Below are 18,658 nucleotides of genomic sequence, written 5' to 3'. Positions count from 1 at the left end.
CAGCAACAGTGTTTCAAGGCGATAGCCGACCCGCAACCATATGCGCGCCCGCTTATATCTCCCGACCTGTGGGAAGATGGCACATTCTTGCCCGTACAGTCTTGAGGACTGCTTATGTCTGTTTTTATGGCTTAATCATGTCGCGCGGCCCAGTTTGCAAGCCACGCGCGTCAAGATCGAAGCATAATTGCCCATCCGCCTCAGCAAATGCAGGTCTGTTGTGTCCGTTCTGCAACAAACGCGCCCAAAGGCCGGTCCATTTATCAGAGACGGTAAGCGATGCTGTCGTTCCAGAAGCGGTCGAGACGCTGCAAGGACTTGTTCATCGCCATGAATTCTTCAACCTGAATTCCACCGACCTGTTCGATGGACAGGACGTGACGTTCGTAAAGTGCGGCAACCTGATTGGCGATCTCATTGCCCTTGTCGGTCAGGCTGACGCGCACCGAACGGCGGTCGACACGCGAACGCTGGTGATGAATGAAGCCCATTTCGACGAGCTTCTTGAGGTTGTAGGAAACATTCGAGCCGAGATAGTAACCGCGTGAGCGCAGTTCACCGGCGGTCAGTTCCGAATTACCAATGTTGAAAAGCAGCAGCGCCTGCGTTGCGTTGATGTCGAGCTGACCGTTGCGGTCGAACTCATCCTTCACAACATCGAGCAGACGGCGGTGCAGACGCTCCACTAGTTGAAGGGCTTCCAGATACAGGCTGCGGAGTGCGGCTTCCGGAGCATAGAGCGGAGCGTCGATTTTGCGCTGAGCATTCATCATTGTCTTTGCCTCTCTGTCGGAGCCGCATTCGGGAAATCCACGATGCCGCTCTCTTCCTGTTTTATGCAGCGATGTTTCTCGCTGTTCTGAGAGGACTTTAGGCGAGATGCATAAAATTCGACTTAAAAGTCAGACTTAACAGTAGCTTACCAAAGGGAATGCAAATTCAGGCTTAATGTTTACTTACCTGCGCCCGCGATCAGACCGGAATGCTGGCCTTTGCCTGCCGCCGTTTTTCCAGCGCCAGCAGGACGCGGAACACGATATAAACGAGGATGCAGACGGCGTTGAACGTGACCGTCAACGGCCTGCTTTCAAAGTTCCGTTCAAAGACCGAATAGATGCTGATCTCGCCGATTGCGGCCACGAACCAAAGCACCGGCCCCCAGGTTGCCCGCATCCAGAGACCCGTTGCGGCAACCGGCATTAATACCGCCAGCGCGACCACGGCGGTCTGCCACATCCATGGCATCAGATCGAACCGCCAGAGCAATCCCGGATGAATGCCGATGAGCCGCACCCAATAGAAAACGCCGCTTGCAAGCGCAGTCAGCGCCAGCAACCGAATGAACCATGTAAATGTCCATTCCAGGCCGCTCGGTTGCGTGTGCTGGCGCAGCTCATCCATATGCATCAGCAATTCCTCATGAGAACGTCAGTTCCTTTTCGCCAAGATTGACGAAATAGGCGTTCACCTGTTCCGGTTTCACGTCCTCGATGGAAGCCGGTTGCCAGGATGGCGCGCCATCCTTGTCGATCAGAAGTGCCCGCACGCCTTCATAAAAGTCGTGCGCTTCCAGCATCCGGCTGGCAATGCGATATTCCATGCGCATGCAATCATCGAGATCGAGCGGGCGACCATCGGCGATCTGCCGGAAGGTCACTGCCACGCTGGTCGGCGAGCGCGTTGCGATCACGTTCAGAATATCCGTCGCCGGTTTGCTGCCCGATGCTGCGGCCTTGTCCAGCAGGTTCATGCAATCGGCAAGCGTCGCGCCGGAAAAGCATTCTTTGATCACATTCCGCGCTTCTGCCGGGGTTTCGAAATCGGGATACTGGCTGCGGGTCAATGCAGCGTCGATATCGGCCGTCGCGATGAGATCCTCGCGCACGTCGTTTAGATCGCTGGCTGCAACCGCATGGGTGGCAATTCCGCTCTGGAGGCAATCACCCCAGCGAATACGATTGCCCGTCAAGGCGAGATAATAGCCGAAATTGTCGTGGAGATGCGGCAGGAATGCGCTTCCTCCAACATCGGGAAAGAAACCGATTCCGGTTTCCGGCATGGCGAACATGGTGTTTTCGGTCACGATGCGATGCGAGCCGTGCACCGAAATGCCAGCGCCGCCGCCCATGATGATGCCGTTGATCAGCGAGATATAAGGCTTGGGGAAACGGCCAATGCGGGCATTGAGCCGATATTCATCGCGGAAAAATTCGTAAGCGGGCGTTCCCTCGCGGCCAGACTTGTAGGCAGCCACCACATCGCCGCCAGCGCAGAATGCCCGGCCCTCGCCTTCCAGAATCACGCAGGCGACTTCGGGATCGTTTTCCCAGGCCAGCAATGCCCGATCGAGCGCCAGAATCATTTTGTGCGTCAGCGCGTTGAGCGCTGCGGTCCGGGTCAGCCTTACCAGACCCGCTTTTCCCTTGCGTTCGAAGCCGATTTCGTCGCCACCGCCAAAGTCAATCTGCATATCTTGTCTCCCGTTCCCCCAAATGGGTAGAAAGTGAGACGCCCCGCGTCAATCCCACACAGGCGAGAGTTGGCCAATCTTCTTGGTTTCACCACTTTTCCCGTGATAAACGGTGCGCATCCGAAGTCAGCCCTTTGATTGCATTTGCATCGCGGCTTCCATTCTCGGGAATAATTCAATGAGCGACCGTCAATCCAAATATCTCCCCCCTCATATCGGCAGGCATGTCGATGACGTAACCGGCAGCCGCCGTTTGCGCCGTATGCGCAAGGCCGACTGGTCGCGCAGGCTGGTGCAGGAAACGCAGCTGACGGTGGACGATCTGATTCTGCCATTCTTCCTCACCTATGGAAACGGCGTTTCCGAACCTGTGGAAGCCATGCCGGGTGTGGAGCGCTATTCGGTTGATATGGCGGTGCGCATGGCAGAGAAAGCCGCTAAGCTTGGCATTCCAGCCATTGCCCCCTTCCCGCGCGAAAAGGCCGAAGTGAAGACGGATGACGGCGCCTTTGTCGCCAGCCCCGACAATCTGATCAATCGTGCAGTGCGGGCAATCAAGAAGGAAGTGCCGGAAATCGGCATCATTACCGATGCCGCGCTCGATCCGTTCACCACGCACGGCCATGACGGCATTTTGCGCGACGGCGAAATCGTCAATGACGAATCCGTTGCGATGGTTGTTCGCGGCGCGCTTTCGCAGGCCGAGGCCGGTGCCGACATCGTCGCGCCTTCCGACATGATGGATGGCCGTATCGGCGCGATACGTCAGGCGCTGGACGAGAACGGCTTTCACCATATTCCGATTATGTCCTATGCGACGAAATTCGCCTCGGCTTTCTACGGCCCTTATCGCGAGGCCATCGGCACGCAGGGCCTGCTGAAAGGCGACAAGAAGACCTATTATATCGACCCGGCCAATCCGGAAGAAGCCGTGCGCGAAGCCGAACAGGATATTGCCGAAGGCGCGGACATGCTGATGGTCAAGCCCGGCCTGCCCTATCTCGACATCATCCATCGCCTGAAAAGCGAATTCCGCCTGCCGACCTATGCCTATCAGGTGTCGGGCGAATATGCGATGATCAAGGCCGCCGGTATCAATGGCTGGATCGACGAGGAAAAAGTGATGATGGAAAGCCTGCTGGCTTTCAAGCGCGCCGGTTGTGACGGTGTCCTCACCTATTTCGCGATCGAGGTCGCGGAAAAGCTGAAACAGCAAAGCTAATAATAGCAGGGTGTCAGTGCTTTCTCTGACACCTTCCTTGAAACGGCCTATTTCATTTACCATGTTGATTGCTGTTCCGCCCGGAAGGCGGAGCGACGCCGGACATAGTTTTTACTCCATGAGTTTTATTCCGGTTGTCTTGTTTAACGACTGGAAGGAAAAATGTCCGACCATATCCTGCACGGCGAGATTATGGCTCCGCGTTACGACAGCCGCGCCTTTTTCGAAGGTGTGCGTACGCGCCGTATCATGGCTTTCCTCATCGACTATCTCATCGTCTTTCTGCTGTGCATTCCGGCTGCAATCGTGATCGCCCTGTTTGGCGTGCTCACACTCGGCATCGGCTGGATGCTCTATGGCATCATGTTCCCTATCGTCGCGCTGATCTATGTGTCCCGCACCATGGGTGGCCCGCAGCAGGCGACCAAGGGCATGCAGATGATGAATCTCAAGCTGGTTCGGCTTGAAGGCGGCACGGTGGACCCGATGCTCGCCATCGTTCACTCGGTGCTGTTCTGGGGTCTCAATGTCGTGCTGACGCCGCTGATCCTGCTCGCAACGCTGGTTCTCGACCGCAAGCGCACGGTGCACGATCTTCTGCTCGGCACAGCGGTCATCCGCTCGGATCGTTAAGATCGGGGCCTATCAGGCTTAAGTTCAAAAAAATTCAGAGCCGGCTGCGCAAAATGCCACTTGACGTTTTGCGCCGTCGGTTCGATCCTTGTCCAATATCGTGATGGTTTCGGTATTGCCATTTCGTGGATATTGAATGACCCATCAACCGCAACAGTCTCCGCAGTTTTTCTTGACGGCACCCTCGCCCTGTCCGTATCTCGACGGTCAGATGGAGCGCAAAGTATTTACGCATCTCGTGGGCGACAAGGCCAACGAGATCAACGATCTCCTGACCCAAGGCGGGTTTCGCCGATCCCAGAACATCGCCTACCGCCCGGCCTGCGAGCTTTGTCGCGCCTGCGTTTCCGTGCGCATTCTGGCGGGAGAGTTCGAGATGACGCGCAATATGCGCCGCGTCTGGAGCCAGAACCGCGATCTGGTCGGTCGCGTCCACAAGGCGCAACCCAGCACCGAGCAATATGCGCTGTTTCGCGATTATCTCGACGCGCGCCACCGTTCAGGCGGCATGTCGGACATGACCGTGCTTGATTATGCGATGATGGTTGAAGATACCCATGTCAACACGCAGATCATCGAGTATCGCCGTCGCGGCCCCGACAGTTTTATCGATCCGAAAGGCGATGGCGAGCTGATCGCCGTGGCACTGACCGATGTGATGGCCGACGGCCTTTCCATGGTCTATTCGTTCTTCTCACCGCATATGCATGACCGCTCGCTCGGCACCTATATGATTCTCGATCATATAGAGCGGGCGCGCGCGGCAGGCCTGCCGCATGTCTATCTCGGCTATTGGGTCGAGGGATCGCGCAAGATGCAGTACAAAATCCGCTTCACACCGCAGGAACATCTCGGCCCTCGCGGTTGGCAGCGGTTTGAGGGGTAACGTCGCGTTTTCTGATCTTGCTCCCCCCCGAATGGAGGAGCCATTTTCCCTTATCCTGAGGAGCCGTTGAAAACGGCGCATCACCCTGAGCTTGTCGAAGGATCGAAGGGCTGAGGGAAAACCTACAGATTCTATCTATCCTTGTCCCCTCACCCTTCGAGACGGTTCCCTTCGCTTCGCTCAGGGCACCTCCTCAGAATGAGGGGTGGTGCTATACCTGTCAGAACTTACCCGAACGTGGAAACCCCTTCGGAACAACGCGGCCGGCGGAAGCGCGTGCACCGATCCATTCGATGAGTTCTTCCTTGCTGCGCGTAAAGGTGCGTTCCGCCGAATCCTGCCAGGAAAGCCCTTCGACAATTGCAAAAGTGCGGATATCGGACACGCCGCCATCCTTGTATTTTTGCAGGCGCACGCCCTTGCCGCGCGTCATTTCCGGAATTTCCGAAAGCGGGAACACGACCATCTTGCGGTTTTCGCCGACGACGGCAATGTGATCGCCGGAAACGCGGGCGCAAATCTTCGCCTCGTCCGGCGCCTTTACATTCATCACCTGCTTGCCCTTGCGGGTGTTGGCGACGGCTTCGTTTTCCGGAACGATGAAACCATTGCCCTCATGCGAAACGAGCAGCAGCTTTGCCGACGGATCGTGCACGAAGGCCGTCAGAATATCCTGATCGTTTTCCATATCGACCAGAATGCGGATCGGCTCGCCATGGCCGCGACCGCCCGGAAGCGTATTCGCACCGATGGTGAAGAACTTGCCGCCCGTCGTGAAGAATAGAAGCTTGTCGGTGGTTTCCGCATGGAAGGCGAGCTTAAGCTTGTCGCCTTCCTTAAACGAAAGCGTCGAGAAATCGGCCATATGGCCCTTCATCGCGCGCAGCCAGCCCTTTTCCGATACGACGATTGTGACAGGCTCGCGCTCGATCATGGCATTGTGGATGTCTTCAAGATCGTGGGTCGGGGCTTCCGCGAAATTCGTGCGGCGCTTGCCGAGCTTGGTAGCAGGGCCGAATTTCTCGCGCACCGCCTTGATTTCGGTGCTGATCTTCTTCCACTGGCGCGTGCCGGAAGCGAGCAGTCCTTCCAAATCGGTCTTCTCGACGGTCAGAGCGTCGAACTCTTTGCGGATCTCGAATTCCTCGAGCTTGCGCAACGAACGCAGGCGCATATTGAGGATCGACTCGGCCTGAACATCGGTCAGTTCGAAGGCCCGCATCAATTCCTGCTTCGGCTCGTCTTCCTCGCGGATGATGCGGATAACCTCATCCAGATTGAGATAGGCGATCAGAAAGCCGCCGAGGATTTCCAGACGCCGTTCAATCTCGGCCAGACGATATTGCGAGCGGCGAACCAGAACTTCCTTGCGGTGTTCCAACCATTCGCGCAGCACGCCGCCCAGCGACAGCACATTCGGCACCTTGCCGTGCGACAGCACATTCATGTTGAGCGAAACGCGATTTTCAAGCTCGGTCAGCTTGAACAGCGATTCCATCAGCAGTTCAGGATCGACCGTGCGGTTCTTCGGCTCCAGAACGATGCGGATATCTTCCGCAGATTCATCGCGAATATCGTCAAGCAGCGGCAGCTTCTTGGCCAGCAGCAATTCGGCAATCTTCTCGATCAGGCGCGACTTCTGTACCTGATAGGGAATTTCGGTGACAACGATCACCCAGGTGCCGCGATTGCCCTCTTCTTTTTCCCACCGCGCGCGAACGCGGAAAGCACCGCGACCGGTGCGATAGGCTTCGACAATATTGCCGTGTTCTTCAACCAGAACACCGCCCGTCGGGAAATCCGGGCCGCGCACCTTGGCTTTCAAAAGTGCAGACGGATCCGTTTTCGCTTCCTGCTCGATTTCCGCATATTGCTCCGGCGAGGTGATGAGTTCTTCCACGCCCGCATCGGGATGGTTGATCAGATAAAGCGCCGAGGAGCACAGCTCCGCCACATTATGCGGCGGAATATTCGTGGCCATGCCAACCGCGATACCCGCCGAGCCATTGGCCAGCAGGTTTGGGAATGCGCCCGGCAGAACGATGGGCTCCTCGTCTTCCTCATTATAGGTCGGACGGAAATCGATGGCGTCCTCGGTGATGCCTTCGAGCAGCAGCGTCGCCACTTCGGTCATGCGCGCTTCGGTGTAACGCATGGCGGCGGCATTATCGCCGTCGATATTGCCGAAATTGCCCTGCCCGTCGACCAGCGGATAACGCACCGCGAAATCCTGCGCCAGACGCACCAGCGCATCGTAAATCGACGCGTCGCCATGTGGATGGAACTTACCCATCACATCGCCCACGATACGCGCGCATTTCGCATAGGCCTGATCGGGATTGAGACGCAGCAGGCGCATGGCATGCATGATGCGGCGATGCACCGGCTTGAGACCGTCGCGCACGTCCGGCAGCGCACGATGCATGATCGTGGACAGCGCATAAGCGAGGTAACGTTCCTCGAGGGCCGATTTAAGATCGACCTTTTCGATGTGTTCTTCGCCGTCGCCCGGCGGAATCAGACTTTTTCCCATGCTTCTCAGTACCAAGTGCGCGATTCGTCAGCAAGCGTTCAGGAGAACTAAACCAGTACATTACAGTGCGGCTGCGCCAAATAGGACACGCAAAGCGCAAGGCTGCGCTTGAAATCCACTGCATAGTTGCACAAATCCAGATTGGAGTGTGCAACAGAGCGTCAGTCGCAAATCCGCCGCCATTTACACACTATAGAGCAACCGGAAACTAGTTTTCTCGTGCTGCAACCACAGGATTAGCAAATCTGGTTGTTAAATTAGAACATTTGCGCCTATGAATGCCGCACCCAAATCAAGAGATGAGCCAGGAGCTTCGAATGCAGGTTTTCGTCAACATCAAGCCAGCGGCGCGCATTTTTGCTGCAAGCACAGCGCTTTCGCTGATTTTCGGCAGCGCCGCCATGGCTGCGGATGCCAATGCCGTCGCCGAGCGCCTCAAGGCCCTCTACGAAAAGCAGGGCGGTGAACTGAGCTTTGCCAATGTAAAGGCCGACGGTTCGAATATCGTCCTCGAAGGCACCAAGGTCAAACTTGCCACGCTGTCTCCGAAAGACGTGGAAGTCGGCGATGTGACGCTTGAAGATGTTCAGGACGCACAGGATGGCGGCTTCACCATCGGACAGGTTGTCGTTCCCGACCTCACGCTCGACAGCACCGACGGCAAGAACGATCAGGCCTCCATCAAAGGCATGTCGATGCAGAACCTGCAGATTCCAGCCGAATCCGCCAAGGGTCCGCTCGACAGCATGGTTCTTTACGACAAGATGAAGATCGATGAACTCGCCTTCGGCAAGCCGGGCACGGATGGCGCCACGGTGAAGGGCATCGATGTCTCGCTCGACACGTCGAACAAGGCGGAAAAGATCGGCTACAGCGCCACTGTCGCCAGCATTGACGCCACCTTCGGCAAGGACGGCCAGAACCCGCTTGAGCCGCTGGGCATGAAGAGCCTTCAGGCCGCCGTCAACATGAAGGGCCAGTGGTCGCCGAAGTCGGGCGATGCCACGCTCGATCAGATGGAAGTTGATGCGCAGGACCTCGGCAAGATCAACATTACCGGCAGCCTTGGCGGTTACGATCTGGCCTTTGTCGAAGCCGTGCAGAAGACGCAGGAAGCGATGACCAAGTCGGACGCCGACAAGGACGCCGCCGGTCTTGCCATTCTCGGCCTCGCAGAACAGCTGAACCTCAAAAACCTGACCATCCGCTTTGACGATGCATCTTTGACCGAAAAGCTGCTGACCTATTATGCCAAGCAGCAGGGTTCGGACGCCAAGGCGCTTGGCGAACAGCTGAAGATGATGGTTCCGCTGATGGCCACGCAGCTGAAAAACCCGGATTTCGCCCAGCAGCTGAAAGCGGCATCGGACAAGTATTTCTCCGATCCGAAGTCTCTGACGCTGAGCGCCTCGCCTGACCAGCCGGTCACCTTCGCATCGATCGTTGCAACCGCCTCGCTCGATCCAACGAAGATCATCCAGCTGTTGAAGGTCGGCATCGACGCCAACAACTAAAATCGAAGAAGCCCGGTGAATGCACCGGGCTTTTTTCCGAGATTTGATCCAAAATAAAAAACCCGGCTCAAAGGCCGGGTTTTTTGTTCTCTGAAAAAGAGCTTAGCTCTTCTGAGCCTGGGGAGCCAAACGGATATGAAGATCGCGCAGCTGGGCTGGCGTCACTTCCGAAGGCGCGTTCATCAGAAGATCGAGCGCCTGCTGGTTCATCGGGAACAGCGAGATTTCACGCAGGTTCTTTGCACCGACCAGCAGCATGATGACGCGGTCGATACCGGCAGCCATGCCTCCATGCGGAGGCGCCCCGTACTGGAACGCACGGTAGAGACCGCCGAAGCGCTCTTCCACGTCCTGCTGGCTGAGGCCGACCTTTTCGAAGGCCTTGACCATGACGTCCGGCAGCTGGTTACGGATCGAGCCCGAGGCGATTTCAAAGCCGTTGCAGACGAGATCGTACTGATAGGCCTTGATGGCGAGCGGGTCCTGATTTTCCAGCGCATCCAGACCGCCCTGCGGCATGGAGAACGGGTTGTGCGCGAAGTCGAGCTTCTTGTTGTCTTCGTCCCATTCGTAGAACGGGAAGTCGATGATCCAGGCCAGTTCGAAACGGTCGCGGTCAACGAGGTTCAGTTCTTCGCCTGCACGGGTGCGCGCATCGCCAGCGAACTTGTAGAACTTCGACGGTTGGCCAGCCACGAAGAAGCAGGCGTCGCCATCGTCGAGGCCCATCTGCACACGGATTGCTTCGGTGCGTTCCTCGCCAATGTTCTTGGCAATCGGGCCAGCGCCTTCAAGCTTGTCGCCTTCCTTGCGCCAGAAGATATAGCCAAGACCCGGCTGGCCTTCGCTCTGCGCCCAGGAATTCATGCGGTCGCAGAATGCTCTGGAGCCGCCGGTTTTGGCCGGAATGGCCCAGACTTCGACCTTGGGATCATTGGCGATCATGTTCGCGAAGACCTTGAAACCGGAACCCGCGAAATGATCGGTCACAGCCTGCATTTCGATCGGATTGCGCAGATCCGGCTTGTCGGAACCATAGGTGCGGATCGCGTCGTCATAGGCGATACGGCGGAACTTCTGCGTCACCGGCTTGCCTTCGGCAAATTCTTCGAAAATGCCGCGCATGACCGGTTCCATCGTTTCCCAGATTTCTTCCTGGGTCACGAAGCTCATTTCAAGGTCGAGCTGGTAGAATTCGCCCGGCAAGCGGTCAGCGCGCGGGTCTTCGTCGCGGAAGCAAGGCGCAATCTGGAAGTAGCGGTCGAAACCGGCAACCATCAGAAGCTGCTTGTACTGCTGCGGCGCCTGCGGCAGCGCGTAGAACTTGCCTTCGTGAATACGGCTCGGCACGAGGAAGTCGCGCGCGCCTTCCGGCGACGAGGCCGTCAGGATTGGCGTGGTGAACTCGTTGAAGCCGATTTCGGTCATGCGGCGACGCATCGCGGCAATGATCTTGGTGCGGCTCATGATGTTCTTGTGCAGCGTTTCGCGGCGCAGATCGAGGAAGCGATACTTCAGGCGGATATCTTCCGGATAATCCGGCTCGCCGAAGACAGGCAGCGGCAGTTCCTTGGCTGCGGCCAGAACTTCGATCTCGGTCGCGAAGATTTCAACTTCGCCGGTCGGCAGGTTCGCATTGACCGCATCACCTGCGCGGGCCTTCACTTCACCATCGACGCGGATGACCCACTCGCCGCGAACCGTTTCGGCAACCTTGAAAGCGGGCGAATCGGGATCGGCCACAATCTGGGTAATGCCGTAGTGATCGCGAAGATCGATGAAGAGAATGCCGCCATGGTCACGGACGCGGTGAACCCAGCCGGACAGACGAACGTTCGAACCGACGTCCGTCTTACGGAGGGCTGCGCAGGTATGGCTGCGGTAACGGTGCATGATTTCTGCCTTTTGGTAAGATAAGTCAGTGCAGGCAAAGCGCTGCAAATTCTGGCGGAAAAGCGCATTTTGACCGGGTTTTGTCAAGTCTGCACTCTCTACAAGTGGCGCGGTTCGGACCGCATGACGTAACGTATCGACAAAAAACACGATTTGCACTTGTTATGCTATCGCTTTTGCGCATTCTTTCGGGACAATCAATGTCGCTTTGTCTAAAAGAAACTTATGCAACTCATCACGACCACCGAGGCCCTTGAAGAGGCCGTATCCGCCCTGTCCAAGTCAGATTTCGTCACTGTCGATACGGAGTTCATCCGCGAAACGACGTTCTGGCCGGAATTGTGCCTTATCCAGATGGCTTCGCCGGATCACACCGCGCTGGTGGATGCGCTTGCGCCCGGTCTCGACCTTGCACCCTTCTTCCGCCTGATGGCGGACGAGAAAATCGTCAAGGTTTTCCATGCTGCGCGGCAGGATATCGAAATCGTGTTTCATCTTGGCGATCTCATCCCGTCTCCTGTCTTCGACAGTCAGGTCGCGGCGATGGTCTGCGGTTTCGGCGATGCGATTTCCTACGACCAGTTGGTCCAGAAAGTCACCGGCAAGCATCTCGACAAGTCGTCCCGCTTTACCGACTGGCGCAGACGTCCGCTTTCGGACAAGCAGCTCGACTATGCGCTGGCCGATGTCACCTATCTGCGCGATATCTATCTCTATCTGAAGGAAGAGCTTCAGAAAGAAGGCCGCAGCGAATGGGTGAACGAGGAAATGGCGGTTCTGACCGCCCGCGAGACCTATGATCTGCATCCGGACGACGCATGGCGGCGCGTGAAGGCCCGCGTGCGCAAGCCGATCGAACTTGCCATCATGCAATCCGTTGCTGCATGGCGCGAGCGGGAAGCGCGCGAACGCAATGTGCCGCGTGGCCGTATCATCAAGGACGATACAATTGCCGAAATCGCGCAGCAGCAGCCGCGTGACGCCGAGGCGCTTGGTCGTCTGCGTTCGATCCCGAAGGGGTGGGAACGCTCGGCGCAGGCTGCCGGTCTGGTCGCCGCAATTCAGTCAGCGCTCGCTATCCCTAAGGAAGACCTGCCGAAGCTGCCGAAGCCGTCGCATTCGCCGGAAGGCAGCGCCGCTGCAGCCGATCTTCTGAAGGTTCTGCTGAAGCTGGTGACAGAAGAACACGGCGTTGCCGCCAAGATCGTCGCCAGCTCGGATGATATCGACAAGATTGCAGCCGAAGGCGATGAAGCGAAAGTGCAGGCCTTGCAAGGCTGGCGTCGCGAAGTGTTCGGTCAAAAGGCACTGGACCTGATCGACGGCAAGATCGGCATCAAGTTCGAGAACCGCCGTATTCGGGCGGTGGAATTAGGGGAGTAAGGGAATAAGGCAGTAGGGGAATAGGTGAAAAGGGCTGTATAAACATACTCCCCTATTCCCTTACTCCCTTATTCCCCTCCCTTGTCGCTGATCGCAAAATACAGGTTCTTGCCCGTCAATTTGGCAAGCTGCTGCAGGCGACCTTCCGGGCGGTCCGAAACAAGATCGGCAAGATCGCCCGGCACGACCAGCGCAATGCCGTTTTCTTCCTCACGCCAATAGAGGCGTGGAATGACACCCGGCATCGATGCCGACAAAAGATAGACGACGCGCAGCAACGCGCCGAGCAGTTTGGCCCTTTCGCGCAGGCGCGGTGTGGCAAGCTGCACGATTTCCGGCGCGATCTCGTCTTCAATCAGACCTTCATGGCGATAATAATTGGCAAGCGCCATATAGGACCGGCCCGGATGGTCGATGCCGCCGAACGAGCCGTGAGCGATGATGTTCAGCGCCTGCGAACCGCGATAATCGGGATGCGCGCGCCAGCTTATATCCGCCACAAGACATGCGGCTTCGCGATAACGCGCCTCATCCTCGGTTTCATCAAAGCCCAGTTGCGGCAATGAAAGCGTCGTCCAGACGGCAAGTTCACGCGCATGACGCGGCGAACGCGACCGCAGGATCGCCAGTTCTTCCGCAGAAGCCAGCAATGGGTCGAGTTTCTGTTCGTTCTTCGGCAAGAGTGAGTAGAGATAACCTTCGCGCACGCCCAGTGCCGAGAAGACGATCTTCGACGGCTTCATGCGGCGGATGGTTTCCAGCATCACAGTCGCGCCATAAGACAGAAGCTGGCGACGGTTCTTCGATACCGCCTCAATACCGCGCATCGTGTCGATATTGCCCTTGGCGACGCGCTTGAGAAAACTCTGCGCCTCAACCGGGTCCATCTCGTAGCCATGCATGACCAGCAGGGGATAATGCTTCGCGGTCATATGCAGCTTGGCAAGGTTACGCCACGTGCCACCAACAGCATAGAAAACCTGCCCCTGATGCATTTCAAGCAGCGTTGCCTTTGCAAGCTCCGTGCGTGTGATCTTCGCAGCTTCCGTCAGCTTTTCATCCGACATGTCCTGAAGGCGCAAGCCGCCGAGCGGCAGGGTGATGCCCTCGCCGATATCGTGATCGTTGACGGCCACCAGCTCAAGGCTGCCGCCACCGAGATCACCCGCCACGCCATGGGGCTTGTGGAAGCCGGAAATGATCCCCAGCGCCGAATAATAGGCTTCTTCCTTGCCGGACAGTACTTCAATGTGCCGCCCGAGAATGGCCTCGGCCTGCGCGATGAAATCAGGCCCGTTCTTCGCTTCGCGCGCGGCAGCTGTCGCCAGCGCGTGCACAGAAACCGCGCCCGCCTGTTCGGCCAGCGCACGGAAGCGCCGCAGGGCGCGCAGTGCGATATCGACGGACTTGTCGTTTAGCCGGCCTGTCTTGGCCAGCCCCTTGCCGAGACCGCAAAGGAGTTTTTCGTTGAAAAGCACCGTCGGTGAACGGACGATACCTTCGTAAATGACGAGACGGATCGAATTCGAGCCGATGTCAATGACCCCGATGGGCTTGAGACCCTTCAGACGGCCTTGTGCTATAGCTGGGCTCATGCAGTCGTTTTTCTTTCCGCCTGCGCACGCTTGCGATGCGCGATGAGGCGGGGGGCCGAAGACTTCAGCGACTTTCCGCGACCCGAAAGGCTAGGATTGGTCATGAAATATTCCTGCGCGTTGAAAGCTTCCTCTCCTTCTTCTTTTTCTATCCGGCGAGAGGTGCCATCCGCAAGTAGCTGATAGCTCTGTTGGTTATCAATTATGTTGGCAAACATGATTTGTGATAAAATTTGTTGATGAACTGTTGCGTTGGTGATGGGTACTAAAGTCTCCACACGGCGGTCGAGATTGCGCGGCATCATATCGGCGGAACCAATATAGACAATCGCCTTGTCGGACGGCAGATCATGCCCGTTTCCAAAGCAGAAAACGCGGCTATGCTCGAGAAAACGCCCCACAATCGACTTGGCGCGAATATTGTCCGATAAGCCCGGAACACCCGGCCGCAGGCAGCAAATGCCGCGGACCACCAGATCGATATGAACGCCCGCCTGGCTTGCCTTATAGAGCGCATCAATAATCTGTGGATCCACCAGCGAATTCATCTTCATCCAGATCGCCGCCGGTCGCCCGCCCTTCGCATGCGCCACCTCATCCTCAATGTGCTTGATGATGCGCGCGCGCAAGGTGAAGGGCGAAATGGCGATTTTCATTTCCTCGGCGGGCTGGGCATAGCCGGTGATGAAATTGAAGATATGCGCCACATCGCGGGCAATATCCGCATCCGAGGTGAAGAAGGATAGATCCGTATAAATGCGCGCGGTGATCGGGTGATAATTGCCGGTGCCCAGATGCACATAGGAGCGCAATTTCTGATCTTCGCGCCGCACGACAAGCGACATTTTTGCGTGCGTCTTCAATTCGATAAAGCCGAACACCACCTGCACGCCCGCGCGTTCGAGATCGCGCGCCCAGCGAATATTGGCTTCTTCATCGAAGCGCGCCTTCAGCTCGACCAGCGCCGTCACCGACTTTCCCGCTTCTGCCGCATCGACCAGCGCACGCACAATCGGGCTGTCGTTGGAGGTGCGATAAAGCGTCTGCTTGATGGCCAGCACATCCGGGTCAGCCGCCGCCTGACGCAGGAACTGCACCACAACGTCGAAGGATTCATAAGGGTGGTGAACCACGATATCCTTTTCGCGAATCGCGGCGAAGCAATCGCCGCCATGCTCGCGGATGCGTTCCGGGAAACGCGGATTATAGGACACGAATTTCAGGTCATCGCGCGGGATCGAAACGATTTCCGAGATCATGTTGAGCGCCAGAAGCCCTTCATGCACACTGACGCGATTCTCCGACACGCCAAGTTCCGTCGCCACGAAGACGCGCAAGGCTTCCGGCATTTCGCCATCGAATTCGATACGGATCACCTGACCGCGACGGCGGCGCTTCAGCGCCGTTTCGAAGAGACGCACGAGGTCTTCGGCTTCTTCTTCAACTTCAATATCGCTGTCACGAATGATGCGGAATGTGCCTGCGCCGCGCACCTCATAACCAGGGAACAGCCGACCGATAAACAGGCTCACCGCATCTTCAATGGTGATGACACGATAGACGTTTTGCTGGTCTGTCGGCAGCTGGATGAAACGCTTCAGAGCCACCGGAATGCGCAGCAACGCAGTCATCGGGTGATTGTCGGCGCGGCGCGCCAGTTGCAAGGCAATTGAGAAGCCCAGATTCGGAATGAACGGGAAAGGATGCGCCGGATCGATGGAGAGCGGCGTCAAAACCGGGAAGATCGTTTCAAGAAAATGACTTTCCAGCCATTCCTTTTCCGAATCCGACAAGCCCGACGGGCGAACGATGTCGATATTTTCCTGCACCAGTTCATCACGCAAAATGCGGAAACGTCCCTGTTGCTCGGCCTGCAAGCGGCTCACTTCATCCAGAACGAAATCGAGCTGTTCCTGTGGCGTACGACCATCGGCACTGCGCAGCGCCACACCGGCCCGCACCTGCGCCGCAAGACCGGCGATGCGCACCATGAAGAATTCGTCGAGATTGGTGGCCGAAATAGATAGAAAACGCAGGCGCTCCAGCAAGGGCTGGCGCATATTGGCGGCTTCATCCAGAACGCGGCGGTTGAACTGGAGCCATGAAAACTCACGATTAACGAAGCGATCCGCGCTGTTCATCAGCTCCGCGATTTTATCTTCATTCAAAGCTTTGTGAGCATCGGGAGCGTTTTGCATGTCCGAACCGATATCGGAGGTGCGGGCTGGTTCAGCTGTCATCTCATGAGCCCCGTTCTGGGTTTCGCTTGCCAACACACTGTTTTCGTTCATTTTTCCTAATCCGGCATCTGCCGGAACGAACCGGCGCATCGCAAAGCCTATGGCTGTCACATGACAGTTTGATAGCAAATCACTTAAATATCCCTAGAATTGATGAAAACGCTTCCGGAAACAAGCGTTTCAGGGTAAACGCAAGCAGAGTTTTGAGCGCGCTGGTCTGAGGCGTGCTATATACCGCGAACGACAGCCCGGAGCGTATTATGTCCGATCACATCATTCCTCATTTCCAGAACGACGCCGGCCATAATGCCATTGAAATCGGCGTAAAGGAATTCATGTGCGTCGGCGCAAACCCGCCTTTCGACCATCCGCATGTCTTCCTCGACATGGGCGACGAAAGCGAAGTGGTCTGCCCGTATTGCTCGACCCTTTATCGCTACAATGCCAAGCTGCATGCCGACGAAACCGTCCCGGCAGGCTGCACCTACGACGCCCCAGCCGACAAAGCGGCCTGATCGGCGTCTGTTAAAGCCCATCTCGTCACAGCATTGGGCAAGAAGACCGATATGGGCAAAGGCCACATATTGATAGCAGGAGCTGGTGTCGCGGGATTGAGCGCGACGCTGGAACTTGCAGCACGGGGCTGGACCATCCGGCTCATCGAGAAAGCTTCCGCTCTTTCTGAAGTCGGAGCGGGCCTGCAGCTGGCCCCCAACGCCATGCGTCACATCGAACGCCTCGGTATCGCCGACAGCTTGGCTTCCCACACCGTAACACCTGAAAAGCTCTACCTCGTTGACGGTCGCAAGGCGCGTCCCCTGCTTGCCATGGAGCTGGGTGACAAGGCTTTTAAGCGCTGGCATCATGCCTATGTGGTCTGCCATCGTGCCGATTTGCAATCGGCCCTGTTGCAAGCCTGCGCGGAAAACCCGGCGATCCAGATCAGTCTCAGCAGCGAAATCCTCGATCATAGCGCTCGCGACAAGGGCATCGTGGCGACCGTCAAAAGCGAAAGCGGAACGGAGACCATCGAGGCCGATTATCTGATCGCCTGCGATGGGGTCTGGTCGGTCGAGCGCGCGATTGCCGGTTATGACATGGCGCGGTTCAGCGGCCATGTTGCGTGGCGCGCAACATTGGCAACCAATGCCCTGCCCGCCTCTTTCCTGAGCGCCCTTCCCGAACGCAAGGCCGTATCGGCCTGGCTCGGCCCGAGGATTCATTTCATCGCCTATCCCGTCAAAGCCGGGACATTCTTCAATTTCGTTGCCATAACGGCAGGTGAAAATGCGGGCGAAAACTGGTCCGGAACAGGCGACCGCGCAAAGCTGCAAGCCGCCTATCGGGATTGGGCCAAGCCGGTTCGCGATGTTCTGGCAACTGCCGAAGATTGGACCTATTGGCCGCTTTTCGAAATGTCGGAACCGCAGTTTCTGGGGCCGAACCGCACCATATTTCTGGGCGATGCGTCTCACGCCGTCACGCCATTTGCCGCGCAAGGTGCGGCGATGGCGATTGAGGATGCTGCGGCACTTGCCGAAGCGCTTGATGCCGCCGATCAATCGGCGGGACTGCGCCGCTTCGAAACCGTCCGCAAGGAACGGATCGCGGCGGTCGCCAAACGCGGCCAGCTTAACCGCTTTGCCTATCACGCCACCGGACCAATGGCGCTTGGCCGCAACATGCTGTTTGCCTTGCGCCGCCCGGATACTTTCCTGAAGGATCTGGACTGGCTCTATGGCTATGATGCGGTTGCGGCCATTCGCGGATAGTCGGTTGAAACTCAGCCTGCGTCGCGCGCGGCTTCCAGTGTCGCAACATCGATCTTGACCATTTTCATCATGGCGTCCGCTACGCGCTGACGGACATCGGGCGCACCGTTTTCGAGAATATCGAGCAACATGTCGGGCACGATTTGCCATGCGAAACCGTATTTGTCGGTCAGCCAACTGCATTCCATCGGCGAACCGCCTTCCAGAAGTTTTTCCCAGAAGGCATCCACCTCTGCCTGATCCTTGCAGCGAACGATCAACGAAGCCGCTGGCGTAAACTTGAACGACGGACCGCCGTTGAGGCCGCATATTTTTTGTCCGTCGAGCGTGAAGTTTGCGGTGACCGCCTGTTCTTCATTCTGCTGATGGCCATGCTTGAAGCGGATGAAGCCATCAATCGAAGCCGGTCGCCCGCAGGCGCGAAAAATCGAGACGTAATGATTGGCGGCTTCCTCCGCCTGCCCATCGAACCACAGGCAAATGGTGAGACCAGACATGGTCAATTCCTCCCTGTCTA

General features: G+C 57.2%; 15 protein-coding genes. 7 read left to right on the top strand and 8 right to left on the bottom strand.

Features of this window, described 5'->3' with window-relative positions; translation table 11 throughout:
• Positions 1-263: 263 nt before the first annotated feature.
• The 3 genes from ldtR to D8666_RS00905 form a co-directional block, all read right to left on the bottom strand.
• Positions 264-773 carry a transcriptional regulator LdtR gene (gene ldtR / locus D8666_RS00915; RefSeq protein ID WP_078340499.1) on the bottom strand — a complete coding sequence of 170 codons (510 nt, stop codon included), beginning with the start codon at positions 771-773 and terminating at the stop codon, positions 264-266.
• Positions 774-972: 199 nt separating this feature from the next.
• Positions 973-1,407, bottom strand: a complete 435-nt coding sequence (locus tag D8666_RS00910; protein ID WP_109368726.1) for a DUF6163 family protein — start codon at positions 1,405-1,407, stop codon at positions 973-975.
• 10 nt (positions 1,408-1,417) lie between these two features.
• On the bottom strand, positions 1,418-2,470 hold the full coding sequence (locus D8666_RS00905; protein ID WP_121535724.1) for an enoyl-CoA hydratase/isomerase family protein: 1,053 nt from the start codon (positions 2,468-2,470) through the stop codon (positions 1,418-1,420).
• A 178-nt stretch (positions 2,471-2,648) separates the two neighbouring features.
• On the opposite strand from D8666_RS00905, the gene hemB reads away from it, so the two are divergent.
• The 3 genes from hemB to D8666_RS00890 all read left to right on the top strand — a co-directional run bounded on the left by hemB (position 2,649) and on the right by D8666_RS00890 (position 5,211).
• Entirely contained in the window at positions 2,649-3,692 is a 1,044-nt protein-coding gene (hemB, locus tag D8666_RS00900) for a porphobilinogen synthase (protein WP_121535721.1), read from the top strand.
• Between the two features lie 162 nt (positions 3,693-3,854).
• Entirely contained in the window at positions 3,855-4,325 is a 471-nt protein-coding gene (locus D8666_RS00895; protein WP_109368723.1) for an RDD family protein, read from the top strand.
• Positions 4,326-4,461: 136 nt separating this feature from the next.
• Positions 4,462-5,211, top strand: coding sequence for an arginyltransferase (locus D8666_RS00890; protein WP_109368722.1), 750 nt, complete (start codon positions 4,462-4,464; stop codon positions 5,209-5,211).
• A 220-nt stretch (positions 5,212-5,431) separates the two neighbouring features.
• Here D8666_RS00890 and parC read toward each other — a convergent pair whose 3' ends face one another.
• A complete protein-coding gene (gene parC, locus D8666_RS00885; RefSeq protein ID WP_121535718.1) occupies positions 5,432-7,744 on the bottom strand; it encodes a DNA topoisomerase IV subunit A in 2,313 nt (770 codons plus the stop codon).
• A gap of 317 nt (positions 7,745-8,061) precedes the next feature.
• Here parC and D8666_RS00880 point away from each other — a divergent pair, with 317 nt between their 5' ends.
• Positions 8,062-9,258, top strand: a complete 1,197-nt coding sequence (locus tag D8666_RS00880; protein WP_121535715.1) for an aq_1923 C-terminal domain — start codon at positions 8,062-8,064, stop codon at positions 9,256-9,258.
• Between the two features lie 102 nt (positions 9,259-9,360).
• Here the strand turns inward: D8666_RS00880 and aspS are convergent, their stop codons facing one another.
• Positions 9,361-11,151: an aspartate--tRNA ligase gene (gene aspS, locus D8666_RS00875; protein ID WP_121535712.1), complete on the bottom strand. Its 1,791-nt coding sequence runs from the start codon at positions 11,149-11,151 to the stop codon at positions 9,361-9,363.
• 225 nt (positions 11,152-11,376) lie between these two features.
• Between aspS and rnd the strand changes: the two genes are divergently transcribed.
• Positions 11,377-12,534, top strand: a complete 1,158-nt coding sequence (rnd, locus tag D8666_RS00870) for a ribonuclease D (RefSeq protein ID WP_109368718.1) — start codon at positions 11,377-11,379, stop codon at positions 12,532-12,534.
• A gap of 68 nt (positions 12,535-12,602) precedes the next feature.
• Here rnd and ppx read toward each other — a convergent pair whose 3' ends face one another.
• Positions 12,603-14,129: an exopolyphosphatase gene (ppx, locus tag D8666_RS00865; protein WP_121535709.1), complete on the bottom strand. Its 1,527-nt coding sequence runs from the start codon at positions 14,127-14,129 to the stop codon at positions 12,603-12,605.
• Positions 14,126-16,369: an RNA degradosome polyphosphate kinase gene (locus D8666_RS00860; protein ID WP_371830777.1), complete on the bottom strand. Its 2,244-nt coding sequence runs from the start codon at positions 16,367-16,369 to the stop codon at positions 14,126-14,128. Before D8666_RS00860 ends, ppx begins: the two co-directional genes overlap by 4 nt.
• 260 nt (positions 16,370-16,629) lie before the next feature.
• Here D8666_RS00860 and D8666_RS00855 point away from each other — a divergent pair, with 260 nt between their 5' ends.
• Positions 16,630-16,884, top strand: a complete 255-nt coding sequence (locus D8666_RS00855; protein WP_119041191.1) for a zinc-finger domain-containing protein — start codon at positions 16,630-16,632, stop codon at positions 16,882-16,884.
• Between the two features lie 51 nt (positions 16,885-16,935).
• Positions 16,936-18,141, top strand: coding sequence for an FAD-binding protein (locus D8666_RS00850; RefSeq protein WP_121535703.1), 1,206 nt, complete (start codon positions 16,936-16,938; stop codon positions 18,139-18,141).
• A gap of 11 nt (positions 18,142-18,152) precedes the next feature.
• Here the strand turns inward: D8666_RS00850 and D8666_RS00845 are convergent, their stop codons facing one another.
• The gene (locus D8666_RS00845; protein ID WP_121535701.1) at positions 18,153-18,638 is read right to left on the bottom strand and encodes a VOC family protein; all 486 of its coding nucleotides are present in this window, start codon (positions 18,636-18,638) and stop codon (positions 18,153-18,155) included.
• Between the last annotated feature and the right edge of the window lie 20 nt (positions 18,639-18,658).

It is taken from the genome of Ochrobactrum soli (assembly GCF_003664555.1).
GTDB classification, from domain to species: domain Bacteria; phylum Pseudomonadota; class Alphaproteobacteria; order Rhizobiales; family Rhizobiaceae; genus Brucella; species Brucella teleogrylli.
This window is presented reverse-complemented; position numbering and strand designations above follow the sequence as displayed.